At 73.2% G+C, this 23889-nt stretch carries 21 protein-coding genes; 12 read left to right on the top strand and 9 right to left on the bottom strand.

Annotated elements, in window-relative coordinates; genetic code table 11:
- Positions 1 to 54 precede the first annotated feature (54 nt).
- Together ACFY3L_RS35025 and ACFY3L_RS35020 are read left to right on the top strand one after the other, a co-directional pair.
- On the top strand, positions 55 to 2487 hold the full coding sequence (locus tag ACFY3L_RS35025) for a DUF2334 domain-containing protein (RefSeq protein ID WP_389334092.1): 2433 nt from the start codon (positions 55 to 57) through the stop codon (positions 2485 to 2487).
- A gap of 139 nt (positions 2488 to 2626) precedes the next feature.
- Positions 2627 to 3148: a hypothetical protein gene (locus ACFY3L_RS35020; RefSeq protein ID WP_389334089.1), complete on the top strand. Its 522-nt coding sequence runs from the start codon at positions 2627 to 2629 to the stop codon at positions 3146 to 3148.
- An 18-nt stretch (positions 3149 to 3166) separates the two neighbouring features.
- On the opposite strand, the gene ACFY3L_RS35015 is transcribed toward ACFY3L_RS35020, so the two are convergent.
- From ACFY3L_RS35015 to ACFY3L_RS35005, 3 genes are read right to left on the bottom strand one after another with little or no spacing between them, the layout of a single operon-like run.
- Positions 3167 to 4372, bottom strand: coding sequence for an FAD-dependent oxidoreductase (locus tag ACFY3L_RS35015; protein WP_389334086.1), 1206 nt, complete (start codon positions 4370 to 4372; stop codon positions 3167 to 3169).
- Between the two features lie 59 nt (positions 4373 to 4431).
- Positions 4432 to 5013 carry a PadR family transcriptional regulator gene (locus tag ACFY3L_RS35010; RefSeq protein ID WP_389334083.1) on the bottom strand — a complete coding sequence of 194 codons (582 nt, stop codon included), beginning with the start codon at positions 5011 to 5013 and terminating at the stop codon, positions 4432 to 4434.
- The gene (locus ACFY3L_RS35005) at positions 5010 to 5843 is read right to left on the bottom strand and encodes an oxidoreductase (protein ID WP_389334080.1); all 834 of its coding nucleotides are present in this window, start codon (positions 5841 to 5843) and stop codon (positions 5010 to 5012) included. The genes ACFY3L_RS35010 and ACFY3L_RS35005 overlap by 4 nt, the downstream gene beginning before the upstream one ends.
- Before the next feature lie 85 nt (positions 5844 to 5928).
- On the opposite strand from ACFY3L_RS35005, the gene ACFY3L_RS35000 reads away from it, so the two are divergent.
- The 4 genes from ACFY3L_RS35000 (at position 5929) to ACFY3L_RS34985 (ending at position 11072) form a co-directional block, all read left to right on the top strand.
- Positions 5929 to 7413, top strand: coding sequence for a B12-binding domain-containing radical SAM protein (locus ACFY3L_RS35000; protein WP_389334077.1), 1485 nt, complete (start codon positions 5929 to 5931; stop codon positions 7411 to 7413).
- Positions 7343 to 8194: an NAD(P)-dependent oxidoreductase gene (locus ACFY3L_RS34995; RefSeq protein WP_389334074.1), complete on the top strand. Its 852-nt coding sequence runs from the start codon at positions 7343 to 7345 to the stop codon at positions 8192 to 8194. The genes ACFY3L_RS35000 and ACFY3L_RS34995 overlap by 71 nt, the downstream gene beginning before the upstream one ends.
- Before the next feature lie 98 nt (positions 8195 to 8292).
- Positions 8293 to 9372: a serine hydrolase domain-containing protein gene (locus ACFY3L_RS34990; RefSeq protein ID WP_389334071.1), complete on the top strand. Its 1080-nt coding sequence runs from the start codon at positions 8293 to 8295 to the stop codon at positions 9370 to 9372.
- A 128-nt stretch (positions 9373 to 9500) separates the two neighbouring features.
- Positions 9501 to 11072, top strand: a complete 1572-nt coding sequence (locus ACFY3L_RS34985) for an ABC-F family ATP-binding cassette domain-containing protein (RefSeq protein ID WP_389334068.1) — start codon at positions 9501 to 9503, stop codon at positions 11070 to 11072.
- 18 nt (positions 11073 to 11090) lie between these two features.
- Here the strand turns inward: ACFY3L_RS34985 and ACFY3L_RS34980 are convergent, their stop codons facing one another.
- The 4 genes from ACFY3L_RS34980 to ACFY3L_RS34965 all read right to left on the bottom strand — a co-directional run bounded on the left by ACFY3L_RS34980 (position 11091) and on the right by ACFY3L_RS34965 (position 14322).
- Positions 11091 to 11393, bottom strand: coding sequence for a hypothetical protein (locus ACFY3L_RS34980; RefSeq protein ID WP_389334065.1), 303 nt, complete (start codon positions 11391 to 11393; stop codon positions 11091 to 11093).
- Positions 11394 to 11507: 114 nt separating this feature from the next.
- A complete protein-coding gene (locus ACFY3L_RS34975; protein ID WP_389334062.1) occupies positions 11508 to 12554 on the bottom strand; it encodes a 3-deoxy-7-phosphoheptulonate synthase in 1047 nt (348 codons plus the stop codon).
- A gap of 212 nt (positions 12555 to 12766) precedes the next feature.
- Complete coding sequence (locus tag ACFY3L_RS34970) at positions 12767 to 13930, bottom strand: metallophosphoesterase (protein ID WP_389334059.1); 1164 nt, start codon at positions 13928 to 13930, stop codon at positions 12767 to 12769.
- Positions 13931 to 14064: 134 nt separating this feature from the next.
- A complete protein-coding gene (locus tag ACFY3L_RS34965; RefSeq protein WP_389334206.1) occupies positions 14065 to 14322 on the bottom strand; it encodes a DUF3303 domain-containing protein in 258 nt (85 codons plus the stop codon).
- A gap of 247 nt (positions 14323 to 14569) precedes the next feature.
- Between ACFY3L_RS34965 and ACFY3L_RS34960 the strand changes: the two genes are divergently transcribed.
- Both ACFY3L_RS34960 and ACFY3L_RS34955 read left to right on the top strand, forming a co-directional pair.
- The gene (locus ACFY3L_RS34960) at positions 14570 to 15550 is read left to right on the top strand and encodes a LacI family DNA-binding transcriptional regulator (RefSeq protein WP_389334056.1); all 981 of its coding nucleotides are present in this window, start codon (positions 14570 to 14572) and stop codon (positions 15548 to 15550) included.
- 11 nt (positions 15551 to 15561) lie between these two features.
- Complete coding sequence (locus ACFY3L_RS34955) at positions 15562 to 16458, top strand: AAA family ATPase (protein ID WP_389334053.1); 897 nt, start codon at positions 15562 to 15564, stop codon at positions 16456 to 16458.
- Here ACFY3L_RS34955 and ACFY3L_RS34950 read toward each other — a convergent pair.
- Entirely contained in the window at positions 16455 to 17024 is a 570-nt protein-coding gene (locus ACFY3L_RS34950) for a hypothetical protein (protein WP_389334050.1), read from the bottom strand. The two genes, ACFY3L_RS34955 and ACFY3L_RS34950, sit on opposite strands and share 4 nt — an antisense overlap.
- A gap of 78 nt (positions 17025 to 17102) precedes the next feature.
- Between ACFY3L_RS34950 and ACFY3L_RS34945 the strand changes: the two genes are divergently transcribed.
- The 3 genes from ACFY3L_RS34945 (at position 17103) to ACFY3L_RS34935 (ending at position 20649) form a co-directional block, all read left to right on the top strand.
- Positions 17103 to 18425 carry an ATP-dependent 6-phosphofructokinase gene (locus ACFY3L_RS34945; protein ID WP_344504216.1) on the top strand — a complete coding sequence of 441 codons (1323 nt, stop codon included), beginning with the start codon at positions 17103 to 17105 and terminating at the stop codon, positions 18423 to 18425.
- A 54-nt stretch (positions 18426 to 18479) separates the two neighbouring features.
- A complete protein-coding gene (locus ACFY3L_RS34940) occupies positions 18480 to 19190 on the top strand; it encodes a DUF4132 domain-containing protein (protein ID WP_389334047.1) in 711 nt (236 codons plus the stop codon).
- 901 nt (positions 19191 to 20091) lie between these two features.
- On the top strand, positions 20092 to 20649 hold the full coding sequence (locus ACFY3L_RS34935; RefSeq protein ID WP_389334044.1) for a DUF4291 domain-containing protein: 558 nt from the start codon (positions 20092 to 20094) through the stop codon (positions 20647 to 20649).
- Between the two features lie 59 nt (positions 20650 to 20708).
- Here ACFY3L_RS34935 and ACFY3L_RS34930 read toward each other — a convergent pair whose 3' ends face one another.
- Positions 20709 to 21212, bottom strand: a complete 504-nt coding sequence (locus tag ACFY3L_RS34930; protein ID WP_389334041.1) for a hypothetical protein — start codon at positions 21210 to 21212, stop codon at positions 20709 to 20711.
- Positions 21213 to 21447: 235 nt separating this feature from the next.
- Here ACFY3L_RS34930 and ACFY3L_RS34925 point away from each other — a divergent pair, with 235 nt between their 5' ends.
- Positions 21448 to 23877: a putative bifunctional diguanylate cyclase/phosphodiesterase gene (locus ACFY3L_RS34925; RefSeq protein ID WP_389334038.1), complete on the top strand. Its 2430-nt coding sequence runs from the start codon at positions 21448 to 21450 to the stop codon at positions 23875 to 23877.
- Positions 23878 to 23889 lie beyond the last annotated feature (12 nt).

Here is a 23889-nt window from a genome sequence, read left to right as displayed (position 1 = left end):
CCGTGCCGGGGCCGTTTCGTCAACAACGCCCAAACCAAGCGAAAGCGAGCACCTGTGCGCACTGTGGTGAAGCTGGTGGCGTCGACGATCGTCGGCACCATCGCCGCCGGTGGCCTGAGCGCGGCGGCCCACGCCGCGGGGCCGGCGGTCAGCGGGGTCACGCCGAAGAACGGGACGACCGGCGTCGCTGTCGGCGTCCGCCCGACGATCAGCTACGGCGACGCGGTCGACCCGGCGGCGATGCGGTACTCGTTCGTCAAGACCAGCGGTGGCGCCGCGGTCGCGAGCTACTACGCGTACGACGCGCCGACGCACACGTTCACGTTCACCCCGCGCGCCGCGCTCGCCGAGCAGACCAAGTACACGATGACGGTGAAGCTCAGCACGTCGACCTACACGTGGTCGTTCACGACCGGGGTCACCGACAAGGTGGCGCCGAGCGTGCCGGGCGCGCCGAGCGTCGCGGACATCACCACGACGGGCGCGACCGTCAGCTGGGGCGCCTCCACGGACGCCGTCGGGGTCACCGGCTACCAGGTGTTCGACAACGGCACCCTGAAGGCGACCGTCACCGGCACCTCCACGGCCCTCGCCGGCCTGGAGCCGGGCACCGCGCACAGCGTCACCATCAAGGCGCTCGACGCCGCCGGGAATGCGTCAGCGGCGTCGGTACCGGTGAGCTTCAGCACCCTGACCCCGCCTCCGGCACCGGACACGGCTGCGCCGACGGCCCCGGGCGCCCCGGTCGCGAGCGCGCTCACGTCGACCGGCGTGACGCTCACCTGGCCCGCCTCGACCGACAACGTGGGCGTCATCCGGTACACGGTCACCGGCGGCCCGGAGGTCGTGACCAGCACCGTCAACAGCGCCACGCTGACCGGCCTGTCGCCGCTGACCGCGTACTCATTCAAGATCACCGCCGAAGACGCGGCGGGCAACACGTCCCCGGCCTCGCCGAGCACGGTCGTGACGACGCCGGCCACGCCGATCGCGAACGGCGTCAACGGCACCGGCATCCCCGGCTCGACCGGCAAGACCCTGGTGCTCTACGACACCACCGGCCCGTACGGCTTCCTCGGTGAGCTGTACGCGACCGCCGCCGCGAACCTCAGCTCCCACTTCGGCGACTGGACCGCCCAGCCGGTGACCAGCTACGCCGCCGGTGAGCTCGACCAGTTCCAGGCCGTGGTGTACCTGGGGAGCACGTACGACGAGCCGCTGCCGCTGGCGTTCCTCGACGACGTGACTGCGACCACCAAGCCGGTCGTGTGGATCTACGACAACATCTGGCAGCTGACGGCCCGCGACCCGAACTTCGTCGCCAACCGCGGCTTCACGTGGACCGGCTTCGACGTGTCGTCGGTGTCCACGGTGAACTACAAGGCGAAGACGTTCACCCGGGACCCGCAGAACGGCGCCGGCATCATGAACACCACGATCAGCGACGCCACCAGGGCGACGCCGGTCGCGACCGCGGTCCGCGCCGACGGCACGACGCTGCCGTGGGGCGTGCGGTCCGGCAACTTCACGTACATCGGCGAGATCCCGTTCTCGTACATCAGCGCCGACGACCGGTACGTCGCCTTCTCCGACTTCCTGTTCGACGTGCTCGCGCCGTCGACCGCGGAGCGGCACCGGGCCCTCGTGCGCATCGAGGACGTCGGCCCGGACGCGGAGCCGAGCGAGCTGCGGGCGATCACCAACTACCTGTACAGCAAGAACGTCCCGTTCTCGGTGGCCGTCTACTCCCGCTACCGCGACCCGCTGGGCTCCGGCTCGGGCGGCGTCGCCGAGGACTACACCCTCGCCGACCGGCCGCTGGTCGTCGCCGAGCTCAAGTACATGCAGTCGCACGGCGGCACGCTGCTGATGCACGGCTACACGCACCAGTACGAGAGCATGATCAACCCGTACAACGGCGCCAGCGCGGACGACTTCGAGTTCTACACCGCGCACGTCGACCCGGTCACCAACTACGTGATCTACGACGGCCCGGTGCCGGCCGACTCGCAGGCATGGGCGCAGGGGCGCATCGACGGCGCGTTCGCGGCGTTCAAGGCGGCCGGGCTGGCCGCGCCGACCATCTTCGAGTTCCCGCACTACGCCGGCTCCGACGCGTCCAACCGGGCGGTCGCGGCGACGTTCAAGACGCGGTACGACCGCGGCCTGTACACCTCCGGCGCGCTGCGCGGCGGGGCGCTGGACAACAGCCGCATCTTCGGCCAGTTCTTCCCGTACACGGTGCGCGACATCTACGGAGTGCTGACCGTGCCGGAGAACGTCGGCAACATCGAGCTGGAGCCGTTCAACAACCACCCGGCCCACCTGTCGGCGGACATCATCAAGTCCGCGCAGCTGAACACGGTCGTGCGGGACGGTGTGGCGAGCTTCTTCTTCCACCCGTACGTCCCGCTGAGCTACCTGCAGGAGACCGTCACGGGCATCCAGGCGGCGGGCTACACGTTCGTCGCGGCAGGGTCCATGTAGTCACCACGGCAACACCCAGGAAGGCCGGTGCCCCCAAGCGCCGGCCTTTCTGGCTGCCCGGGGGACAGCTCCGCACCCCGATTGCACCTAAATTCGACATGTCAGCAAATTCCGCGCTTGTACCCGCAGGAGGCCCGCGTTGGTAGCGTCCCTGGAGATCTCCGAGGAGCCGGCGACGGCAACGGCTGAACAGACGAAGCCGCGTCGCACCCCGAAGCTCGCCGCCGGTGCGGCCCTGCTCGCCGTCGCGGCCGGCGTCATCGGCTGGCAGGCCCCGCGGGTCGTCGGCGAGCTGACGAAGCCCGCGTACATGGGTGAGCCCGCCGCCAAGGTCGCCGCCGACCTCGGCTGCGACAACTACACCCAGGCGACCACCCACGACGAGTCGGTGTACCGGTTCCACGACCAGGGCACCTGCTCCCTCGAGGGCACCGTCGTCACGATCACCACGTTCGACCGGGTCAGCGACGAGCAGGCGTTCGAGTCGGTGATGAAGGCGCTCATCCCCGTGGTCCACCCGACCTGGGAGGGGGCCACCTACGCGGCCGGCGAGGCGTGGAACGTCGCCGACGCCCGCAACCTCACCCCGGAGACCGCCACCCTCGTGGTGCAGCGCCTGGGCACCGGAGCCACGAAGGTCATCGCGTTCCCGAAGCGCTGAGGGGCGCCCCCACGAAGGTCATCGCGTTCCCGAAGCGCTGAGGGGCGCCCCCGCGGTGACCGGCGCCGCGAAGTCGATCGGGTGGTCGAACTGCCACCGCCACTTCGCGGGGTCGGCGAACAGGCGCATCATCGGCGGCATCAGCAGGTCGCGCAGGACCCGCGCGACCGGACCGGCGGCCTTGTCGCTGTTCGTGCGGGCCGCGGTCGCGATCACCCGTTCGACCCGGGCGCGGCGCAGCCGCTCGTACACCGTGAACGCCGACGGCACGGGAAGGTCGCGCAGGCAGCGGGCGAGCTGCACGGCGCTCTCGATGGCGAGGGACGCGCCCTGCCCGGAGCTGGGCGAGGTGGGGTGCGCGGCGTCGCCGATGAGGACGGCCCGGTCGCGGTGCCACACGGGCACCGACGGGATGTCCTCCAGGCCGCCGGTGACGACGAGGTCGGCCGGGTCGGTGCCGCGGATCAGCGCCGCGGCGGGGATCCGGTCGCCGGCGAACGCGTCCGCCAGGATCGGCAGCCACTCCTCGCGGCTGAAGGTCGCACCGTACGACGGATCCTTCGACGGCAGGTTGACGAACCAGCCACCGTCGGAGGCGGAGGTCACCTGGTAGCCGAAGAACGCGCGCCGGCCGAAGACCAGGTGCATCTTGTCGCCGGTCGGGGCCACCCCGGCCGAGCCGCAGCGGGCGCCGAAGCCGAGCAGCCCGACGTAGCGGGGAGCGGGCGCGGCGGGGTCGATGAGCCGGCGCACCGTGGAGCGGATCCCGTCGGCGCCGATGACGACGTCCGCCTCGGCGGTGCTGCCGTCGGCGAAGCCGGCGACGCCGCCTTGGACGGAGACCACGCGCTTGCCGTGCACGATCCGGACGCCGCGGGCGACGGCCTCGTCGTAGAGGGCGCGGTAGAGCTCGTGCCGCCAGACCAGCTGCATCGGCGGCAGGTCGTCGAACGAGCCGAACTCGGCGAGCCGCTTGCCGGTCCAGCTCTGCATGACCATCCCGGACATCGGCGTGCCGACCCGCTCCACGACGTGGTCGGCGTCGACGGCGGCGAGGGCGGTGCGCCCGTTCGGCGCGATGCTCAGCGCCCCGCCGACACCGTCGGCGACGCCGTCGTGCCCCTCGTACACGGTGGCGGCGATGCCGGCCTTCCGCAGGGCGAGCGCGGCGACCGGACCGGCGATGCCGCCGCCGACGACGATCGCGGACCTGACAGTTCCCATGACGAACCCCCGGCGAGACGATTGGTTGACACCAACTATCCGCCGCTGATTAGTCAGAGTCAACTATTGTCGTGGTGTGCGGCCCACATCGGACGCCAGCCGTCGGCCGGGTCGGTGATCTGCTCGATGAACCGTTCGACGAAGGCGATCTCCGCGTCGAGCAGGCCCACCCGGTACACCTCCTCGATCAGGAACAACGGGTGCGGAGACGGGCCGTCCGCGATCGCCGCGGCCGCCGCCCGCTGGTCGCGCAGGCGGGCCAGCCGCTCGTGCAGCAGCTCGACCACGACATCCGGATGCAGGGCGCTGACCAGGGACAGCGCCGACCCGAACGCCGGGTACTCGTGCCGCGGCACGCCGACCAGGTCGCGCAGCCATCCCTGCAGCTCGGCCCGCCCTTCGGGGGTGATGCCGTAGACGGTGCGCTCGGGGCGCTGCCCTTCCCGGGTCGTCTCCTGCTCGGCGATCAGGCCGGCCTTCAGCAGCTGCTCGACCACCATGTACACGGAGCCGTGGGTGAACTTGATGCTGCGGTCGTCGCCGTGGTTGCGCAGGGTCTTGGACAGCTCGTACGGGTGCATCGGCCGCTGGCTCAGGTATGCCAGCACGGCGAGGGCCAGCAGGTTCTTCCGGTTGCTCATCCGAGCTCGGCAAGCGCCTCGTCGTCCAGGACGACCCGCCCCGCGGCGACGTTCTCCTCCAGGTGCTCCAGCGAGGCGGTGCCGGGGATGAGCAGCGTGTTCGGCGCGATGGCGAGGATCCAGGCCAGGGCGACCTGCGCCGGGGTGGCGTCGAGGCGCAGCGCCGCGGCCTTCACCGCCGGGTGGCCGAGGACCCGTTCGCGGCCGAACGCCGCGCCGAGCGGGAAGAACGGCACGAAGGCGATCCCGCGGGCCGTGCACGCGCGCAGCACGTCCTCGCCGCCGCGGTCGACGAGGTTGAACGGGTTCTGCACGCACGCCACAGCGGTGCGGGTCAGCGCGTGCTCGAGCTGGGCGAGGGTGACGTTGCTGAGCCCGACGGCACCGATGAGCCCCTCGTCGCGCATGGCGATCATCGCGTCGAGCTGGGCGTCGAAGTCGCCGTCCGGGCCGGTCACCCGCAGGTTCACCACGTCGAGCCGCTCCACGTCGAGGGAGCGCAGGTTGTCCAGCACGCCCGAGCGCAGCTGCTCGGGCTCCTGCGCCGGCAGCCAGCCGCCCTTGTCGTCCCGCGCCGCGCCGACCTTGCTCACCAGCACGAGCCGGGAGTCGTACGGGTGCAGCGCCGAGCGCAGCAGCTCATTGGCCACGTCGGGGCCGTAGTACTGCGCGGTGTCGATGTGGTCGACGCCGAGCTCGACCGCGCGCCGCACGACGGCCAGGGCCTCGGCGCGGTCCCGGGGCGGCCCGAAGGCGCCCCGGCCGGGCAGCTGCATCGCCCCGAAGCCGACGCGGTGGACGGTCCTGTCACCGAGCTGGAAGGTCTTCACGCAGCCAGCCTACGACGGCGGTCGCGCACGACATCTGCACAACTCGCACACCCGCTCGCCCCGATCGATGCCTACGGTCGGTGACATGCGGGTGCTGATGATCCTTCCGGCCCTGACCGAGGCGACCAGCCCACTGTTCCGGCCGATCAAGTACAGCCTCTTCCCACCGCTCGGCCTGGCGACCCTCGCCGGCTACCTGCCCGAGGACGACGAGGTGCGCATCGTGGACGAGCACGTCGAGCGGTTCGACCCGGCGCTCGCCGAGCTGCCCGACCTCGTCGTCATCCAGGCCTACATCACCTCCGCGCGCCGCTCGTACGAGCTGGCGGACTGGTACCGGGCCCGCGGCGTCTTCGTCGCGATGGGCGGCCTGCACGTCACGTCGCTGCCCGACGAGGCCGCCGCGCACGCCGACAGCGTCTTCTGCGGTCCGGGTGAGGACACCTGGCCCGTCTTCCTGGCCGACCTGCGCCGGGGTGCCGCGGCGAAGCGGTACACCTCGAAGCAACGGACCCTCGCGGGGCTGCCGCCGATCCGGCGGGACCTCATCAAACGCCACCGCTACCTGGTGCCGAACTCCATCGTCGTCTCGCGGGGCTGCCCGCACCACTGCGACTTCTGCTACAAGGACGCGTTCTTCGAGGGCGGGAAGTCGTTCTACACCCAGGCGGTCGACGACGCGCTCGCCGAGATCGACCGGCTGCCGGGGCGGCACCTCTACTTCCTCGACGACCACCTGTTCGGCAACGCGCGCTTCGCCACCGAACTGTTCGAGGGGATGCGCGGCGCGGGCCGGGTGTGGCAGGCGGCCGGCACCGTCGACTCGATCCTTCGGCCGGGCCTGCTGGAGCGGGCCGTCGACGCGGGCCTGCGCAGCCTCTTCGTCGGCTTCGAGACCATCAACGCCGGGAACCTCGCCGAGCAGCGCAAGCGGCAGAACGTCGGGCGCGACTACGGCCAGGTCGTGCGCCGGCTGCGGGACGCGGGCGTGATGGTGAACGCCAGCTTCGTGTTCGGCATGGACTCCGACGGGCCCGACGTGTTCGACCGCACCGTGGACTGGGCGGTGCGGCAGGGGATCGAGACCGCGACGTTCCACATCATGACCCCCTACCCGGGCACCGGCCTCTTCCGCCGCATCGAGGCCGAGGGCCGGATCGTGCACCGCGACTGGGAGCTGTACGACACCCGGCACGTCGTCTACGAGCCGCGCGGCATGACCGCCCAGCAGCTCTCCGACGGCTACTGGCGGGCCTACAGGGACTTCTACCGCTGGTCCAACCTCTGGCGCGGCGCCTCCGCGAAGCCGCGGTTCGGCGACCGGCTGCGGCATCTGGCGTACGCGGGCGGGTGGAAGAAGTTCGAGCGGGTGTGGGACGTGCTCATCCGGTCGGGGCAGGTGCTGCACGCGCTGCCGCTGCTGGAGGCGGCACTGGCCAGCTTCGGCACGCGGTCCCCGGGTGGGACAATGCGGGGGAGTCGGGTGGAAGGGGCAGGGCATGACCGTCGCGGTGCTGGGGACCGGGATCATGGGCGCGGCCGTCGCGCGGAACTGGCTGCGCGCCGGTGAGACCGTGCGGGTGTGGAACCGCACGGCCGAGACCGCGGAGGCCCTGGCGCCCGACGGCGCGGTCGTCTGCGACACGCCGGCCTCGGCCGTCGACGGCGCCGACGTGGTCGTGACCGTCCTGTTCGACGCCGCGTCGGTGGAGACGGTCGTCTCCGCGGCGGCGCCCGCGCCCGGCACCCTGTGGCTCCAGCTGAGCACCGTCGGCGTGCCCGGCACCGACGACCTCGCCGCCCTGGCGGCCAAGCTCGGCCTGGTGTATGTCGACGCGCCGGTCCTCGGCACCCGGCAGCCCGCGGAGCAGGGCAAGCTCAACGTCCTCGCGTCCGGCCCCGCCGACGTCCGCGAGCGCGTCGAGCGGCTGTGCGCGCCGATCGCGGCCAAGGTCACCTGGCTCGGCGAGGCCGGCGCCGGCAGCCGGATCAAGCTCGTCGTCAACAGCTGGGTGCTGACCGCCGTCGCCGGGCTCGCGCAGAGCGTCGCGCTCGCCGACGGCCTGGGCGTCGACCCGAAGCTGTTCCTGTCCCTGGTCTCCGGCGGGGCCCTGGACATGCCGTACCTGCACGCGAAGGCACCGTCCATGATGGAGCGTTCCTACCCGGTGGCGTTCCCGGTGAGCGGCGGGGTGAAGGACGCGGCGCTGATCGGCGACCTCGCGTCGGCCGTCGGCGTCGACCGGTCCGTCGTGGACGCGGCGGCGGCGCTGCTGCGGACGGCCGCGGACCGGGGGTTCGCCGACGACGACCTGGCCGCGCTGTACGAGGCCGTGCGGTCCCCGTCGTAGTGCGCCGCCGTGCCCTGCTCGGCATCGGTCTGGGGGCTCTTGCGGGCTGCACCTCGCGGCCGGGTCGCGCGACGCCGGCCGCCGCGCCCTCACCGGCCGTGTCGCCCTGGACGCTGCCGGTCGCCACGCCGTCGCCGTGGCGGACCGGGAGGTCGCGTGCCGACCGGCTGCGGGACGCGGTGACGCCGTTCCTGTCCTCGTTGATGTTCCCGGGCGGCGTGGTGTTCGCGGCCGTCGACGGGGCGGTGGTCGCGCACTTCGGGTTCGGGGATGCCGTCCGGTACGACGCCGCGAAGGCCGAACTGCCGCTGGACCGGCGGATCCCGGCGACGACGGAGACGCTGTACGACCTCGCCTCGCTGACGAAGACGTTCACCGCCGTGCTGGCGCTGCGGCTCGTCGAGCAGGGTTCGCTGGCGCTGGACGCCCCGGCGGCCGGGTATCTGCCGTCCTTTGTGGACAAGCCGGCGATCACCGTACAGATGCTGCTGACGCACACGTCGGGGCTGTCGAAGGACGTCCCGCTGGCCGGCTCGACGCCCGCCGAGCGGATCGAGCACGTGCTGCGGGAGCCGCCGGTCGGACCGGCCGGCGGCGGCTACCTGTACGCCGACCAGAACTTCATCGCCCTCGGCGCGATCGTGTCCCGGCTGACCGGCAAGCCGCTCGACCTGCTGGTCCGGGAGCAGATCGCCGGGCCGCTCGGCCTGGCGAGCACCGGCTACAACCCGCCGCCGTCGCTGCCCACGGCCGCCACCGAGGGCGGGATCCGGGGGACGGTGCACGACCCGTCGGCGGCCGCGTTCGGCGGCGTGGCCGGGCACGCCGGGCTCTTCGCCACCGCCTCGGACGTCGCGCTGCTGGGCCGGGCGCTGCTGTCCGGCGGCGGCCCGCTGCTCCGTCCGTCCACAGTGGACCTGATGCGCACCGACGCCAACCGGCGCTTCGGCCCGGCCGCCGCCCACGGGCTCGGCGTCGACGTCGACCAGGCCTGGTACATGGGGAAGCTCGCCGGGCGGGGCGCCTTCGGCCACACCGGCTTCACCGGCACGTCGCTGGTCTGCGACCCGGGCCGCCGCATCGTCCTCGTCCTGCTCACCAACCGCGTCCACCCCGACGCCAGCAGGGGGAGCAACAACCCCGCCCGGCGTGCTGTGGCCGACGCCATGCTTCCGTAGCGCCGCTTCCGTAATGCTGCTTTGTCGGGTACGTTGGAGGGGATGTGATCCACTGACACCTCCCCGACCCGCGCCCGAGGCCACTTGCCCGGCGGGTTTCCGTTTGCTCAAACGCCGGTGGTGTCCGCATGTCCTCTTCCGCCCTGCTCGCGCATGACCTCGTCCGCACGTACGGCACCCGCCGCGTGCTCGACGGCGTCTCCCTGACCGCCTCGCCCGGCCACCGCATCGGCCTCATCGGCGAGAACGGCGCCGGCAAGTCCACCCTGCTGCGGATGCTCGCCGGCGCCGACGAGCCCGAGACCGGCACCGTCGTGCGCCCGCCGGACCTGGGGTACCTGCACCAGGAGATGCCGTTCGACGCGGACGCCACCATCGCCGACGTCCTCGACGACGCGCTGCGCTCGTCCCACGCGGACGTCGCGGCGCTCGAGTCCCCGTCCTCGATGACGCTCGAGGAGTACGGCGTGGTGCTGGAGCGCGCCCAGCTGCACGACGCGTGGGACGCCGACCGGCGCGCCGAGCTCGTCCTCGACGGCCTCGGCCTGGGCGCGCTGGCGCACGACCGCGCCCTCGGCTCGCTCTCCGGCGGGCAGCGCGGCCGGCTCGCGCTCGCCGCGGTGCTCATCCGCCGCCCGGCGGCCCTGCTGCTGGACGAGCCCACCAACCACCTCGACGACGACGCCGCCGCGTTCCTGGAGGCGCAGCTGCGCGACCTGCCCGGCGCCGTCGTCCTCGCCAGCCACGACCGCGCCTTCCTCGACGCCGTCTGCACCGACCTGATCGACCTCGACCCCGCCGTCGACGGCCCCACCCGGTACGGCGGCAACTACACCGACTACCAGGCCGCTCGCCGGGCCGAGCGGGAACGCTGGGAGCGCCGCTTCGAGCAGGAGCAGGAGGAGCTCGACGACCTGCGGCGCGCCGTCGCCGTCACGGCGCACCAGGTCGCCCCCGGCCGCGAGCGCCGCGACAGCGAGAAGATGGGCTACGGCCACACCGCCGGCCGCGTCCAGCAGCAGATCTCCCGCCGCGTCCGCAACGCCGGCCGCCGCCTCGACGACCTCACCCGCACCCAGGTCCGCAAACCCCCGCCCCCGCTGCGCTTCAACGCGACAGCGCTCGCTTCGGCGTCGGCGGATGGTGTACTGGTGGCCGCCCGCGCTATCTCCGTGCCGGGCCGGCTCGCCGTCGACCGCCTGGACGTCCTCGCCGGCGACCGGATCCTCGTCACCGGACCGAACGGTGCCGGCAAGTCCACCCTGCTGGCCGTCCTCGCCGGCCGGCTGCCGTCCACGGGCACCGTCGAGCGGCGCCGCGGCCTCACCGTCGGCCTCCTCACCCAGGACACCGTCTTCCCCGACCCCGACCGCACGGTGTCCGAGACCTATGTCGCTTCGGTCGGCCCGTCCCGCGCCGAAGCGGTGCCGCTGCGCTCCCTGGGCCTCATCGCCCCGCGCGACCTCGCCCGCCCGGTGGGGGAGCTGTCGGTCGGCCAGCGCCGCCGGCTAGCCCTGGCGCTGCTCATCGCCGACCCGCCGGAGCTGCTGCTCCTCGACGAGCCGACGAACCACCTGTCCCCGACCCTCGCCGACGAGCTGGAGGACGCCCTGGGCCCCGGCCCCGGCGCGATCGTGGTCGCCAGCCACGACCGCTGGCTGCGCTCCCGCTGGGCCGGCCGCGAGCTGCGCCTCAGCTGAGCCAGCCGTCGAAGAAGTTCACCGGCGGCGGCCGGACCCACGCCTCGGCGACCCCGTCGCGGACCGTGACCAGCCCCTTGTCGAAGAACTGCGCCGGAGCAGTTCTTCGAGGAGGTCGACGGCGGGCTGCACCGCCAGCTGGGCGACCAGCGCGGCGCCGTCCTCGGCCGGCATGCCCCGGATCCGCCGGGCCGCCGCCCGGGGATGCAGCGCCTGCAGGCCGGCGGCGGCCGGCGACTGCCCCAGCGCCGTGAAGTGGTTCGTCTGCGTGTTGTGGTCGCCGACCTGCACGCCGCGGGCGCCGGCATCACCGTCCGTCACTCGACGATTGTGCCGGACGGTGACCGCGCATCGACACGCCGTTCCGGTCCGTCGTGTGTCGAAAATCGGCTGACTGCCCCCGGCCGCCCAGCAACAAGGACGGCCGGGGGCGGCTCAGGCGGCGCGGCGGGCGCGGACGGCGGCGGCCAGGTCCGCCAGGATGGTCTCCGTCGTCTCCCACGACATGCAGGCGTCGGTGACGCTCTTGCCGTAGGTGAGCTCGCCGCCGAGGTCCTGCCGGCCTTCGACCAGGAAGCTCTCCAGCATCACCCCGGCGATGCCGGCCTGGCCCGCGGCGACCTGCTCGGCGATCTCCCGTGCCACCGCACCCTGGCGGACGTGGTCCTTGCCGCTGTTGCCGTGGCTGGCGTCGACCACGAGCCGCTGCGGCATGCCGGCCTTCTCCAGGCGGGCCAGGGCGTCGCTGACGTCCGCCGGGCCGTAGTTCGGGCCGGAGCGGGCGCCGCGCAGGATGATGTGGCAGTCGGGGTTGCCGGCGGTCTCGACGACGGCGGCGCGGCCGTCCTCGTCGACGCCGAAGAACACGTGCCGGCTCGCGGCCGTGTGGCAGCCGTCGATCGCGACCTGCACGTCGCCGTCGGTGGCGTTCTTGAAGCCGACGGGCATCGACAGGCCCGACGCCAGCTGGCGGTGGACCTGGCTCTCCGGGGTCCGGGCGCCGATCGCGCCCCAGGAGACGGCGTCGGCGATGTACTGCGGGCTCGTCGGCTCCAGGAACTCGCAGCCGACCGGCAGCCCGAGGCCCAGCACGTCCAGCAGGAGCCGACGGGCCAGCCGCAGGCCCGTGGGCACGTCGAACGTCTCGTCGAGGCCGGGGTCGTTGATGAGCCCCTTCCAGCCAACGGTGGTGCGGGGCTTCTCGAAGTACACCCGCATCACGACGCACAGGTCGGCGCTGTGCTCGGCGGCGACGGCGGCGAGGCGGCGCGCGTAGTCGACGGCGGCGACCGGGTCGTGCACCGAGCACGGGCCGACGACGACGAGCAGCCGGTCGTCGGCGCCGGTCACGATCGCATGGACCTCGTCCCGGGATCGTCGGACGACCTCGGCGCGGGCGTCGTCCATCGGCAGCTCGGCCTGTAGCTCGCGCGGTGTGACGAGCGGCCGGTACCCGGTGACGCGCAGGTTGCTGGTGTTCATGTCCCGTCCTCTTCCAGGGTGTGAGGCGGGTCCGGTGCTCCAGCCCGCCGTGTGACACGACAAAGGGGCAGAGACGCTGGTCTCTGCCCTTGCTGGCTCCGGGTGATGTCAGGTCAGCGCAATCGACCGCCGGCTCCACCCGGAGCCACGGTAAAGCGCCAATACGCCGTCATCACGCGGCCATCGTACGTCAAGAACACCGCCGCGCACCCTCAGCCGGCCCGGAGTTCGACCAAGGTCACATCTGGGGCCGCGCCGACCCGCACCGGCGGGCCCCAGAAGCCGGCGCCGTTGGTGACGTAGACGGGCATCCCGTCCACCGCGCCGAGGCCGCTGATCAGTGGCTGGGACATCCTGGTCACGTAGTGGAACGGCCACAGCTGGCCGCCGTGCGTGTGCCCGGACAGCTGCAGGTCGACGCCGCGGCGGGCCGCCTCGTGCGCCTGGACCGGCTGGTGGGCGAGCAGGACGACGGGCCGGGCCGGGTCGCGGCCGGCGAGCGCCAGGTCGTAGTCGGGCGGGTCGCCGACGGTGCCGCCGGTCGCGTCGTTGACCCCGGCGAGGTCGAGCCCGCCGAGCTCGACCCGCGCGTTGCGCAGCACCCGCAGCCCCAGCGTGCCGAGGTGCTCGACCCAGTCCTCGTGACCGGAGAAGTACTCGTGGTTGCCCGTCACGAAGTACGCGTTGCGCAGCGCCCGCAGCGGGGCGACGGCGTGGGCGAGGTCGCCGACCGTACCGTCGACGAGATCGCCGACCATGGCCACGATGTCTGCGTCGAGGGCCTCGACGGCCGCGACGACCCGCTCGGTGTGCGCCCGGCCGAGCAGCGCGCCGAGGTGGACGTCGGACACGAGCGCGATCCGGGTGCCGTCCATGCCGCGCGGCAGCTTCGCGAGGGGGATCCGGACCCGGCGGGTCCGCGGCGGGCCGAGCGCGGTGATCATGCCGGTGGCGGTGACACCCGTCGCGGCGAGCCCGGCGGCGATCGCGGCACCGCGTGCCACCAGCAGCCGCCGGCTCCGGTCGGCGTCCTCGCTCCTGTTCGCGTTTTCCGCTGATGTACGACGTGGGCCGCGGACCCACGTCGCCAACCGGACCGGTAGCTCGAGGACGATGAGCGCGAGGGACAGGTAGGCCGCTGCGGCGATCCACACGTAACCGGGCCAGCCGACGACGCGTTCCAGCGTCATCTCGTACCGGCGGGGGAGCGCCCTGTTCCCGACGGCGGTGACGGCGAAGAGCAGCGCCAGCGCGCCCAGCACCCAGGCGCCGATCCGCCGGGCCCTGGGATGGTGGGTCGTGTCGCGCACCAGCCGCAGCCACAGGTACCCGTGCAGCGCGGCGGCGGCGACGAGGACCAGCCCGGCGAACAGCATCCGGCGATCATGCCAGCCGCCCGCAACCCCGGCCGGTGACCGCGGCGGCCGCCTCCGTGCTGGTGTCGGCCGCCCGCAACCTCAGCCGGTGACTGCGGCGGCCGCCTCGGCGCCGGTGCCGGTCGCCCGAAACCTCAGCCGGTGACCGCGCCCGCCGCCTCGGCGCTGGTGACCACCGGCACGACCTCGAAGTCGACCAGGTCGGACCACTGGGCGATCCACGTCATGAGCAGCGTGAGGTCGTCGCACTCCATGAGCTGGAAGCAGCGGGCGAAGTTCGCCTCGACCCAGCTGTCGACGTAGCGCAGGCCGTCGGGCATGAGGCGGCCACGCTCACGGGCCCGGTCGTACACGGGCCGGGGCTGACCGTCCTTGAACCGCTCGATCACCATGAACAGCACCGGGACGAGCGTAGTGGACGGGGCGGCCGGCCCCGACCGCCCGCCCCGTCCGCCAGGCCCGGACGACCACCCCACCGTCGCCGTCCTCGCCCGGACACCCCTGCCGGGGAGCTGTAACAAATGAAACATCGGCGTGTAACATCGCCTGGAACCAGGAAACAGCCCTGGTCCGCCTACTGTCAAGTGTCCTTCCCAAAGACGCGTGAAACGGGGACCGCAACGGATGCGCAAGGTCACGGTGAGAGAGATCGCGGCGGCGACCGGCATGTCGATCGCCACGGTGTCGCGCGCGCTCAACGACCACGGCACGGTCGCCCCGCACACGCGCGACCTGGTGCGCCAGGCGGCGGAGCGGCTCAGCGCGCAGGGGTCCGCCCGGGAGCAGCGGCCGGCCGGTGACCGGGTGTACCTGCGCTGCCCGTACGTGCTGACGGACTACTTCGGGCTGATCGTGTCGTCGATCGCCGAGACCGTCCAGCTGCACGGGCGCCAGCTGGTCCTGACCGCGGGGGAGGCGGCCCAGCGCACCCCGCTGCTGCGCGACCTGGAGCGGCACGACGGGATCGGCGGCATCATCGTCATCCTGCCGCCCGAGCCGGGCGCGGACCTGGTCGAGCTGCAGCGGCGGCGGATCCCGTTCGTCGTCGTCGACCCGCGCACCACGCTGCCGCCCGACATCGTGTCGGTGTCGGCGGCGCACTTCGCCGGCGCCCGCAAGGTCACCGCGCACCTGGTCGGCCTCGGCCACCGCCGCATCGGCGTCATCGGCGGACCGACCGAGTGGCTGGCCAGCGACGCCCGCCTGGCCGGGCACAACGCCGCGCTCGCCGACGTCGGTGTCCTGCCGGCCGTCGAGCTGCTGCGGGCCATCGAGCCGACCACGGAGCAGGGCCGGCGGGCCGCGGGCGCGCTGCTGGACCTGCCGCAGCCGCCGACGGCGCTCGTCGCGTTCAACGACAAGGCCGCCGTCGGCGCGATGCAGGCGGCCGCCGAGCGGGGCCTGCGGGTGCCGGACGACCTGTCGGTGACCGGCTTCGACGACATCGACCTGGCCGAGGCCACCAGCCTGACCACGGTCCGCCAGCCGCTGCCGGAGATGGGGCGGATGGCGGTGTCGCTGCTCGTACGGCTGCTGGAGCGGCACCAGCTCGACGCCCTGCACGTGGAGCTCGCCACGCACCTGGTGGTCCGGTCGTCGACCGCGCCGCCGCGGGCTTAGGATCGTCGTCGATGTCGTTGCCTGTACGCGGCCCGTGGGTCGTGACCCCCACCTCGTCGTCCGTCGACTGGGTGGTGGCCGCGGCCGCCCTCGCCGCGACCACCGGCGGGAGCGCCGCCGCGGTGGTGCTCGGCGGGCCTTCGGCCGTGCCGGCCGCAACGCGGTCTCCATCCGTTGCGGCCCAACCTCCGGACGTCACGGCCCAGCCTCCGTCCGTTGCGGCGCCGGCTCCGGACGTCACGGCCCAGCCTCCGTCCGTTGCGGCGCTGGCTCCGCACGTGGCGGCGCAGTCTCCGGATGTCACGGCGCTGGCTTCACCCGTCGCGGCGCTGGCTCCACACGTCGCGGCGCTTGCGGAACTGCCGGCCGGGACCGGGCTGGACGCTGTCGCCGCGGTCGTGCGGGACCTCGACGCGAAGCACGACCGGGTGGTGATCCTCGTCGGCGACGGGGTCGTCACACCGACCGGCGGCGACTGGACGGTGGCCGACCTCGCGACCGCTGTCCGCGCCCCGGTGATCGTGGTGACCGGCGCCGGTCCGGACGCTGTCGGCCACACCCTCCTGGCGCTGGAGGCCCTCGACCGCCGGAAGGTCCCCGGGTCGGTGATCGTCGTCGGCGACGGCGGCGACTTCGACGCCCTGCCCGTCCGCCTGGCCGGACGCATCCCGGCCGGCCACGCCGCCTTCGCCGGCGACTTCGCGGTCGCGGCCGCCGGCTGGGTCGATGCCCTCGACGGCAGCCGCCCCGCTTCCGAGCAGCCGCCTGTCGTGACGGCCGCCCGCCCACGCGACCTGCAGACGCGGGTGGCGATCCGCGCGGCGTGGACCCTCGGGATCGCGTTCCTCCTCGCGATCGTGCTGCTGTGCCTCTGCGGCGGGTTGCGCTACCCCGGCTCGTACACCTAGGAAACCCGCCGCAGCGTCTGCTGCCGCCGCCGCACCTTGCGCTCCAGCGGTGCCAGCCGCCGGTGCCGCGGCCACGTCAGCGTCAGCTCGGCACCCACCTCGAGGCCGGCCCACGTCCGCTGCGCGGCCCGCAGCGCGGCGACCGCGCGCACCACGGCCGCCTTGTCACTCACGGCGAGCGGGTCCGCGCCCTGCTGGGCGGCGAGCCGGTCCAGGTCGAGATCCCGGTCCGGGACGGCGGCGGCCCGCTCGACGAACCCGCCGACCAGCTCGGCCCGCTGCAGCCGGTCCCGGTTGGCCCTGATCAGCTCCGCCGAACGCTCCGCCGCGTGCGGCGGCCGGCGCCCCGACACGTGCGTCATGCTGCGGAACACGACCCCGCCGGCGATCGCACCCCAGATCCCGTCGGCCATGCCGAGGGCGTCCTCGACGGTGAAGTGCACCAGGTCGTGCGGCGCGTGCGCCGTCACCGGACCCGCGTGCATCCGGTAGACCACCCCGTCGTCGCGCTCGATGAGCACATCGGCCCACTGGTGGTCGGCAAGCCGGTGAAAGGTGACCCGCATCGCTCCACGATCCCCGCCGCCGGCAAAGCGCTCAACCGATTTCACCGGCACGAAACGCGCGTCCACCAGCATGGGCACATGGTGGACGAACGGGCCAGGCTCGAGGTCAGGACGCTCGGCGAGAGCCGCATCGACTCACCCCTGGCGGCGCTGCTGCGCACCGGGCGCACCACCCAGCACTACGTCGACGAGTCCGACCGGGTGCTGCTCGACGACACCGTGTCCCTCGTCGCGGCGCGTGGAGTGCCCGTCGACGAGCTGCCCGGCTTCGAGCCCGGCGGCCCCCGTCGCAAGATCTTCTTCGACCCGTCGAAGACCCGCGTCGGGATCGTCACCTGCGGCGGCCTGTGCCCCGGGCTCAACGACGTGATCCGCGCGCTGGTCCTGGAGCTCACCAACCACTACGGCGTGCGGCGCATCTTCGGCTTCCGCAACGGCTACCAGGGCATGACCGCCCGCTACGGCCGGTCCGTGGTCGACCTCGACGCCGACGTCGTCGCCGGCATCAACGAGTACGGCGGCACGATCCTCGGCACCTCCCGCGGCAACCAGGACCCGGACGAGATCGTTGACTGCCTCGAGCAGCTGTCCGTCAACGTCCTGTTCGTCATCGGCGGCGACGGCTCCATGCGCGGCGCGCTGAAGATCGCCGAGGTCGTCGCCGAGCGCGGGCGGCGCATCGCCGTGGTCGGCGTGCCGAAGACGATCGACAACGACATCCCGTACATCGAACGCTCCTTCGGCTTCCAGACGGCGTTCGCCAAGGCCACGGAGGCGATCCGGGCGGCCCACGTGGAGGCGACCGCGTTCCCGAACGGGATCGGCCTCGTCCAGCTGATGGGGCGGCACTCCGGGTTCATCGCGTGCTACGCGGCGCTCGCCAACAACGACGCCGACTACGTCCTCATCCCGGAGGTACCCTTCTCCCTCGACGGCCCCGGCGGCTTCCTCGCCCACCTGCGCGCCCGCGTCGTCGACCGCGGCCACGCCATGATCGTCGTCGCTGAGGGCGCGGGACAGGAGCTGTTCGACGCCGCCTCCTCGCTTGACGCGTCCGGCAACGTGCGGCTGCAGGACTTCGGCCGGTACCTGCGGCACCGCATCGCCGAGGACTTCGCCGCGGCGGGCGTCGAGGCCAACCTGAAGTACATCGACCCGAGCTACACGATCCGCAGCGTGCCCGCCAACCCGTACGACAGCGTGTACTGCATCCGGCTCGCGCACGCGGCCGTGCACGCGGCGATGGCGGGGCGGACGGAGATGGTGGTCGGCAGGTGGCGGGGCCGGTTCGTGCACGTGCCGATCTCCCTCGCGATCAGCTCCCGCAACCTCGTCGACCCCGACGGTGACCTGTGGCTGTCGGTCCTGGAGGCGACGGGGCAGCCGCCGGTGTTCGCCTGAGCCCCCGTCCGGCCGCGACCCGGAATTGTCGGTGGGTCTGGTTAGGGTGACGCCGTGACTGGAACTCCGGTGTCCGGGTCCGCGTCGACGCAGGTCATGCCCGCGTCGGCGTTGCCGCCGGGTGTGTCCGTGTCGGCGTTGCCGCCGGGTGTGCCCGCACCGGCGCGGCTGGTGGTGCCGGCGTCGTGGCTCGTCACGCACGGCGGTGTGGACGTCGCGGCACGGCTGGCGGAGGACCGGACGCTCGCGAACGCCGCCGACGGGCCCGTCCTGCTCGCCGACGACGACGTCGTGTCGGTGGCGCATCCCGTACACCTCGACGTGCCGGAATGGTCGGAGGTGTTCGCCGACTACGAGATCCTGCAGCCGCTCCGCCAGCTGTCCCGCGACGTCCACGCGTTGACGGCCCAGGAACGCGCTGCGACACGGCTGGACCGGTTCGACGGCAGGAAGGCGCTCACGGTCAAGCTGCTCAGCCTGGAGCGGCGCGGCTGGCGCCGGTCCGGGCAGGGCGGCGGGTACCAGAGCCGCATTGAGCGTGACCTGCCCGCCGGCCCAGGACTGCCCGGCGGCAGGACCCTGATCGCCGACCTCGACCCCGGCATCATGTTGGGCGTCCCGGGCGAGCACCCGGAGCAGTCCCTGACGATCTGGATCTGCCCAGCCGGCGGCGGCCAGTGGCCCCGCAAGCCCACCGTCCCGTTCTCGGCAGTGGACCAGGTCTCAGCCTCGGAAATCCTCCGCGACCAGGGAGAGTGCCACTGAAACAGGACTGAGCGAACCGCCGGCGTCGCGATGCGACCCGTCGCGGTGAGAGGCGGGCCGTAACGGGTCTTGAGGCAGGCGTCGCGGTGTGCGGCGTCGCATCACGGTGCAGAGCGGCAGGTTGCGGTGCGGGCGTCGCCGGCGAGGAGTGGGGCGGCGGGTTGTGAGCCGGGCGGCGCGGTGGGAGGAGGTGCGGCGGGTTGTGAGCCGGGGGTCGCGGTGGGAGGAGGTGCGGCGGGTTGTGAGCCGGGGGTCGCGGTGGGAGGCGGAGCGGCGGGTTGCGAGCCTGGTGTCGCGGTGAGGGTGGGTTTGCGAGGGCGAGGCGGAGGTCTCGGGGCGTTGCGAGCCGGGCGTCGCGGTCGTGGTGAGGGGTGGGCGTCGCGTTGAGGCGTGGGAGGCCGCGTTGCGGCGAGTTGCAAGGTGGGCATGGCAGCGCGCGGGGCGGCGTCGTGGTGACGGGCGTGGCGAGGCGGGGCGGCGTCGTGGTGACGCGTGGTGACGTGCGGGGCATGGCGAGGCGGCGCGTGGCGTGGCGGCGTGGGCGGGGCGAGGCGGCGCGTGGCGTGGCGGCGTGGGCGGGGCGAGGCGGCGCGTGGCGGCGTGGGCGGGGCGAGGCGGCGCATGGCGAGGCGAGGTGGGGCGGCGCGAGGCGGCGCATGGCGAGGCGAGGTGGGGCGGCGCGAGGCGGCGCATGGCGAGGCGAGGTGGGGCGGCGCGAGGCGGCGCGTGGCGAGGCGGCGCGTGGGCGAGGCGGGACGGCGCGGGGCGTGGCGAGTGGGGCAGGACGGCGAGCGCGAGGCGTCCTCGGGATTGCCCAGACGAGCTCCGAGCCGGTCGCGGAGCGGAAATCGGGTTGCCGGGGCGGGGTGGTGGGTCGATTGTCTGGGGGGCGGAGGTGGCGATGACCGGGCAGCGGCAGATCCGGGCCGACTTCGACGCGAGCACGATCGTGGTCTATCAGGCGTACCCGCGGGCGATCGCCGACGCGGCGCTGGTGGCGGGGAGGTTCGTGGCGCCGTTCTCGTTCGGGAGAATGACGTGGATCAAGCCGTCGCTGTTGTGGCTGATGCACCGCAGCAACTGGGCGCGCAAGGCCGGGCAGGAGCGGATCCTCGCGGTGCGGATCAGCCGGGCGGGGTGGGAGCGGGCGCTCGGCGAGGCGGTGCTGACGAGCGACCCTGAGCTGGCGCGGGCGCGGGTCCACGTGCAGTGGGATCCGGAGCGGTCGCTGCGCGGCGCGGCGCTCAACCACTACAGCATCCAGGTGGGGGTCGGGCGGGAGCTGATCCGCACGTACGCGGACGAGTGGGTCACCGGGCTCACCGACCTCACCCCGGTGGTGCACAGGATCGCCGCGCTGGTGCGTGGGGGAAGGGCGGCCGAGGCGCAGCGGCTGCTGCCGGTGGAGCGGCCGTTTCCGCTGGAGCCGGCCCTCGCCCGCCGGATCGGGGCGGACTGAGGACCGGGGCACCCCGGCGCGGTGGCCCCCACGCCGGGGTGGAGGCCACCGGGGAGGAGCTAGCCGCAGACCTTCGTCATGGCGTCGGTGGCGGTGGTCAGGGTCGCCTCGAGCTTGGTGACGTCGGCGGCGGACTTGAAGTCGGCCAGGTACTGGTCGGAGGCGAGCGTGGTGATCGCCGTGACCAGGGTGCCGAGGGCGGTCTTCAGCGCCGGGTCGGCGGCCTCCTGCTGCATGGCGCCGAGCTCCTTGACCCACACGTCGGTCTTGGCGCGGATCGCGGTCTTCGCCTTCGCCTCGGCGTCGGCGTTCTTCTGCTGGCGGGCGGTGATGATGAGGCCGATCTGCCGGCCGACCTCGCGCATGTCGGTCTCGTTGACCAGCTTCTCGGAGCGTTCGCAGATGTCCTTCGTCTGCGCCGCCACGTCGATCGACGGGGTCTTCGAAGGGGCTGCCGCGGCGCTGGTCGTGCCCGTCGCAGCGGAGTCTTCGGCCGGGTCGCCGCAGGCGCCGGCGGTGCCGACGATCGCTACGAGCAGTGCCGCGGTCAGGAACCGTCGCATGATGGAGGTGCTCCTCAGGTCGGTGCTGCGACCGGGCGTCGCCGGCCGGTCGCGGGGACGCCGGATGGTAGCCCGCGGCGCACATGCGTGTCGATTCGTACCGCCCTCATGGGGCACGTCATGCATTGCGACAATGCCCGGCAGCTCCGATGCGTTTCGTGACCTCAGCGATGAACGATTGAGGTAGCGTACGGGGGGCGTGTTGTCGTGATCACCTTCGGTGAGGATGCGTTCATTGTCGCGCAGACCCGTGTCCGTTCCGCTCGCCGTCGCCATGGCCGGGGTGTTCGGCGCCGTCGGTCTGGGCGGCTCGGGGCTGCTGAGCCCGTGGTGGTCGCAGTTCGTCGACGACCTGGCGCAGTTCGGCGCCGGGCTGGCCGCCACCCTCACCTGCTGGCTCACCGCCCGGCGGCACACCGGCGCCCAGCGCCGCTGGCGGCTGTGGATGGGCGCGGGCGCCTGCGGCTGGTCGATCGGCCAGTTCATCTGGTCCTGGCACCAGCTGTTCGGTGACGACGCGCTGCCCTCGCCGTCGCTCGCCGACGCCGGTTACCTGATGCTGCCGGTCTTCGCGCTGCCGGCGCTCGTCGCGCTCGCCGCGGACCGCCCCGGCCGCGGGCCCCGGCGGCTCGCCGCGCAGCTGGTGATGGTCCTGGACGGGCTCATCGTCGTCGGCGCGCTGTTCGTGCTGACCTGGGCCACGTCGCTCGGCGCGGTCGTGCGGGCCGGGGCCGCGACCCGGTTCGCCTACACCGTGGCGATCGCCTATCCGGTCACCGACCTGCTGCTCACCGTCATCGTGATCCTGCTGCTGGCCAGGTCCACGGCCGTCAACCGGCGGCAGCTGTCGCTCCTCGGCATCGGGCTGTTCTGCCTGTCGTTCTCCGACAGCGTGTTCGCCTACCTGGTCGCCGCCGGTGCGGAGCGCATGCCGCCGCTCGCCGACGCCGGGTTCATCGCCGGTCAGGCCCTCGTCGCCGTGGCCGCGGTGACCCCGACCCGGGAGCCGTCCGCGGCGACCACCGACGAGGCGACCACCGACAAGCAGGCCACCGACAAGCAGGCCACCGACAGGCAGGCCACCGACAGGGAGACCACCGACAGGCAGACCACCGACAGGCAGGCGACCGACAGGGAGACCACCGACAAACGGCCGCACCACCGCTGGGGGCACCTGCTGCTGCCGTACGTGCCGGTCGCCGGCACCGGCGTCCTCTTCATGATCCAGCTGGTGCAGGGCCGGCCGATGGACATGTTCGAGATCGCCGTCGAGACGGCGGTCATCTCGCTGCTGATCATCCGGCAGGCGGTCACCCTGGTCGAGAACGCGGTGCTGCTCGACCGCCTCTCCGAGAGCCAGGCCAGGCTCAGCCACCAGGCGTTCCACGACGGCCTCACCGGGCTGTCCAACCGGGTGCTGTTCCACGACCGGCTCGACCACGCCCTCGCCCTGCACCACCGCGACAACCGCCCCCTCGCCGTGCTCTTCCTGGACCTCGACGACTTCAAGGCCGTCAACGACCGCTACGGCCACCACGCCGGCGACCGGCTGCTGCGGCAGGTCGCCGACCGGCTCCGCGGCGCGGTGCGCGACGGCGACACCATCGCCCGCGTCGGCGGCGACGAGTTCGCGGTGCTCCTGGAGGGCGGCGGCGACCCGGGCGTCCCCGCGCAGCGGATCATGGCCGCGCTGCGGGAGCCGTTCGACCTCGACGGTGCCGTGGTCGGCGTCGCCGCGTCGGTCGGGCTCGTCGAGGCGGGCACCCACGGGCCGGTGCACAGCGCCGACATGCTGCTGCGCCGCGCCGACGCCGCCATGTACGCCGGCAAACGCCAGGGCAAGGGCACCCTCGTGCGCTACCGCGTCGACCTCCCCGACGGCACCGGCAGCTCCGACCTCGCCGAGATGCTCGCCGACACGCTGCGCGACGGGCGCGGCCTCGACGTGCACTACCAGCCGATCGTGCGGCTCAACGACGGCACCGTCGTCGCCGTGGAGGCCCTCGCCCGCTGGACCCATCCGAGCCTCGGCCCGGTGAGCGCCGACATGTTCATCGCCACCGCCGAGGAGATCGGCCTGATCCGCCTCGTCGACGACTTCGTGCTCGACCGGGCCTGCCGCGACGCCGCCGCGTTCCGCGGGCCGTGGGCGAGCATCGCCGTGCACGTCAACACGTCCGCCGCCCGCCTCGGCCGGCCCGAGCACGAGGAGACCGTCCGCGCCGCCGTGCTGCGCCACGGGCTCGCCCCGCACCGGCTGCTGCTGGAGCTCACCGAGACCGCGCCGCTGCCCGACCTGTCCGCCGCCGCGGGCGCGGTGCGGCGGCTCGGCCGCTTCGGCGTGCGCTTCGCCCTCGACGACTTCGGCACCGGGTACAACGCCCTCGCCCAGCTGCACGCGATCCCCGTCGACGAGGTCAAGCTCGACCGCAGCTTCACCCTCGCCGACGGCGGCCGCAGCGAGGCGATCTGCCGCTCCATCGTGTCGATCTGCGCCGGCATGGGCGTGACCGTCGTCGCCGAAGGCATCGAGACCGACCGTCAGGCCGCGACGATGGCGGCGCTGGGCTGCCGGTACGGCCAAGGCCACCGCTACGGGCTCGCCGGCCCGCTGCACGAGGTGGCACCCCCGGGCGCACGGGACCCCGAGAACAGCCTCGTGTGACGTAAGGTCCTC

It is taken from the genome of Dactylosporangium sp. NPDC000521, assembly GCF_042898305.1.
Taxonomy (GTDB): Bacteria; Actinomycetota; Actinomycetes; order Mycobacteriales; family Micromonosporaceae; genus Dactylosporangium.
This window is presented reverse-complemented; position numbering and strand designations above follow the sequence as displayed.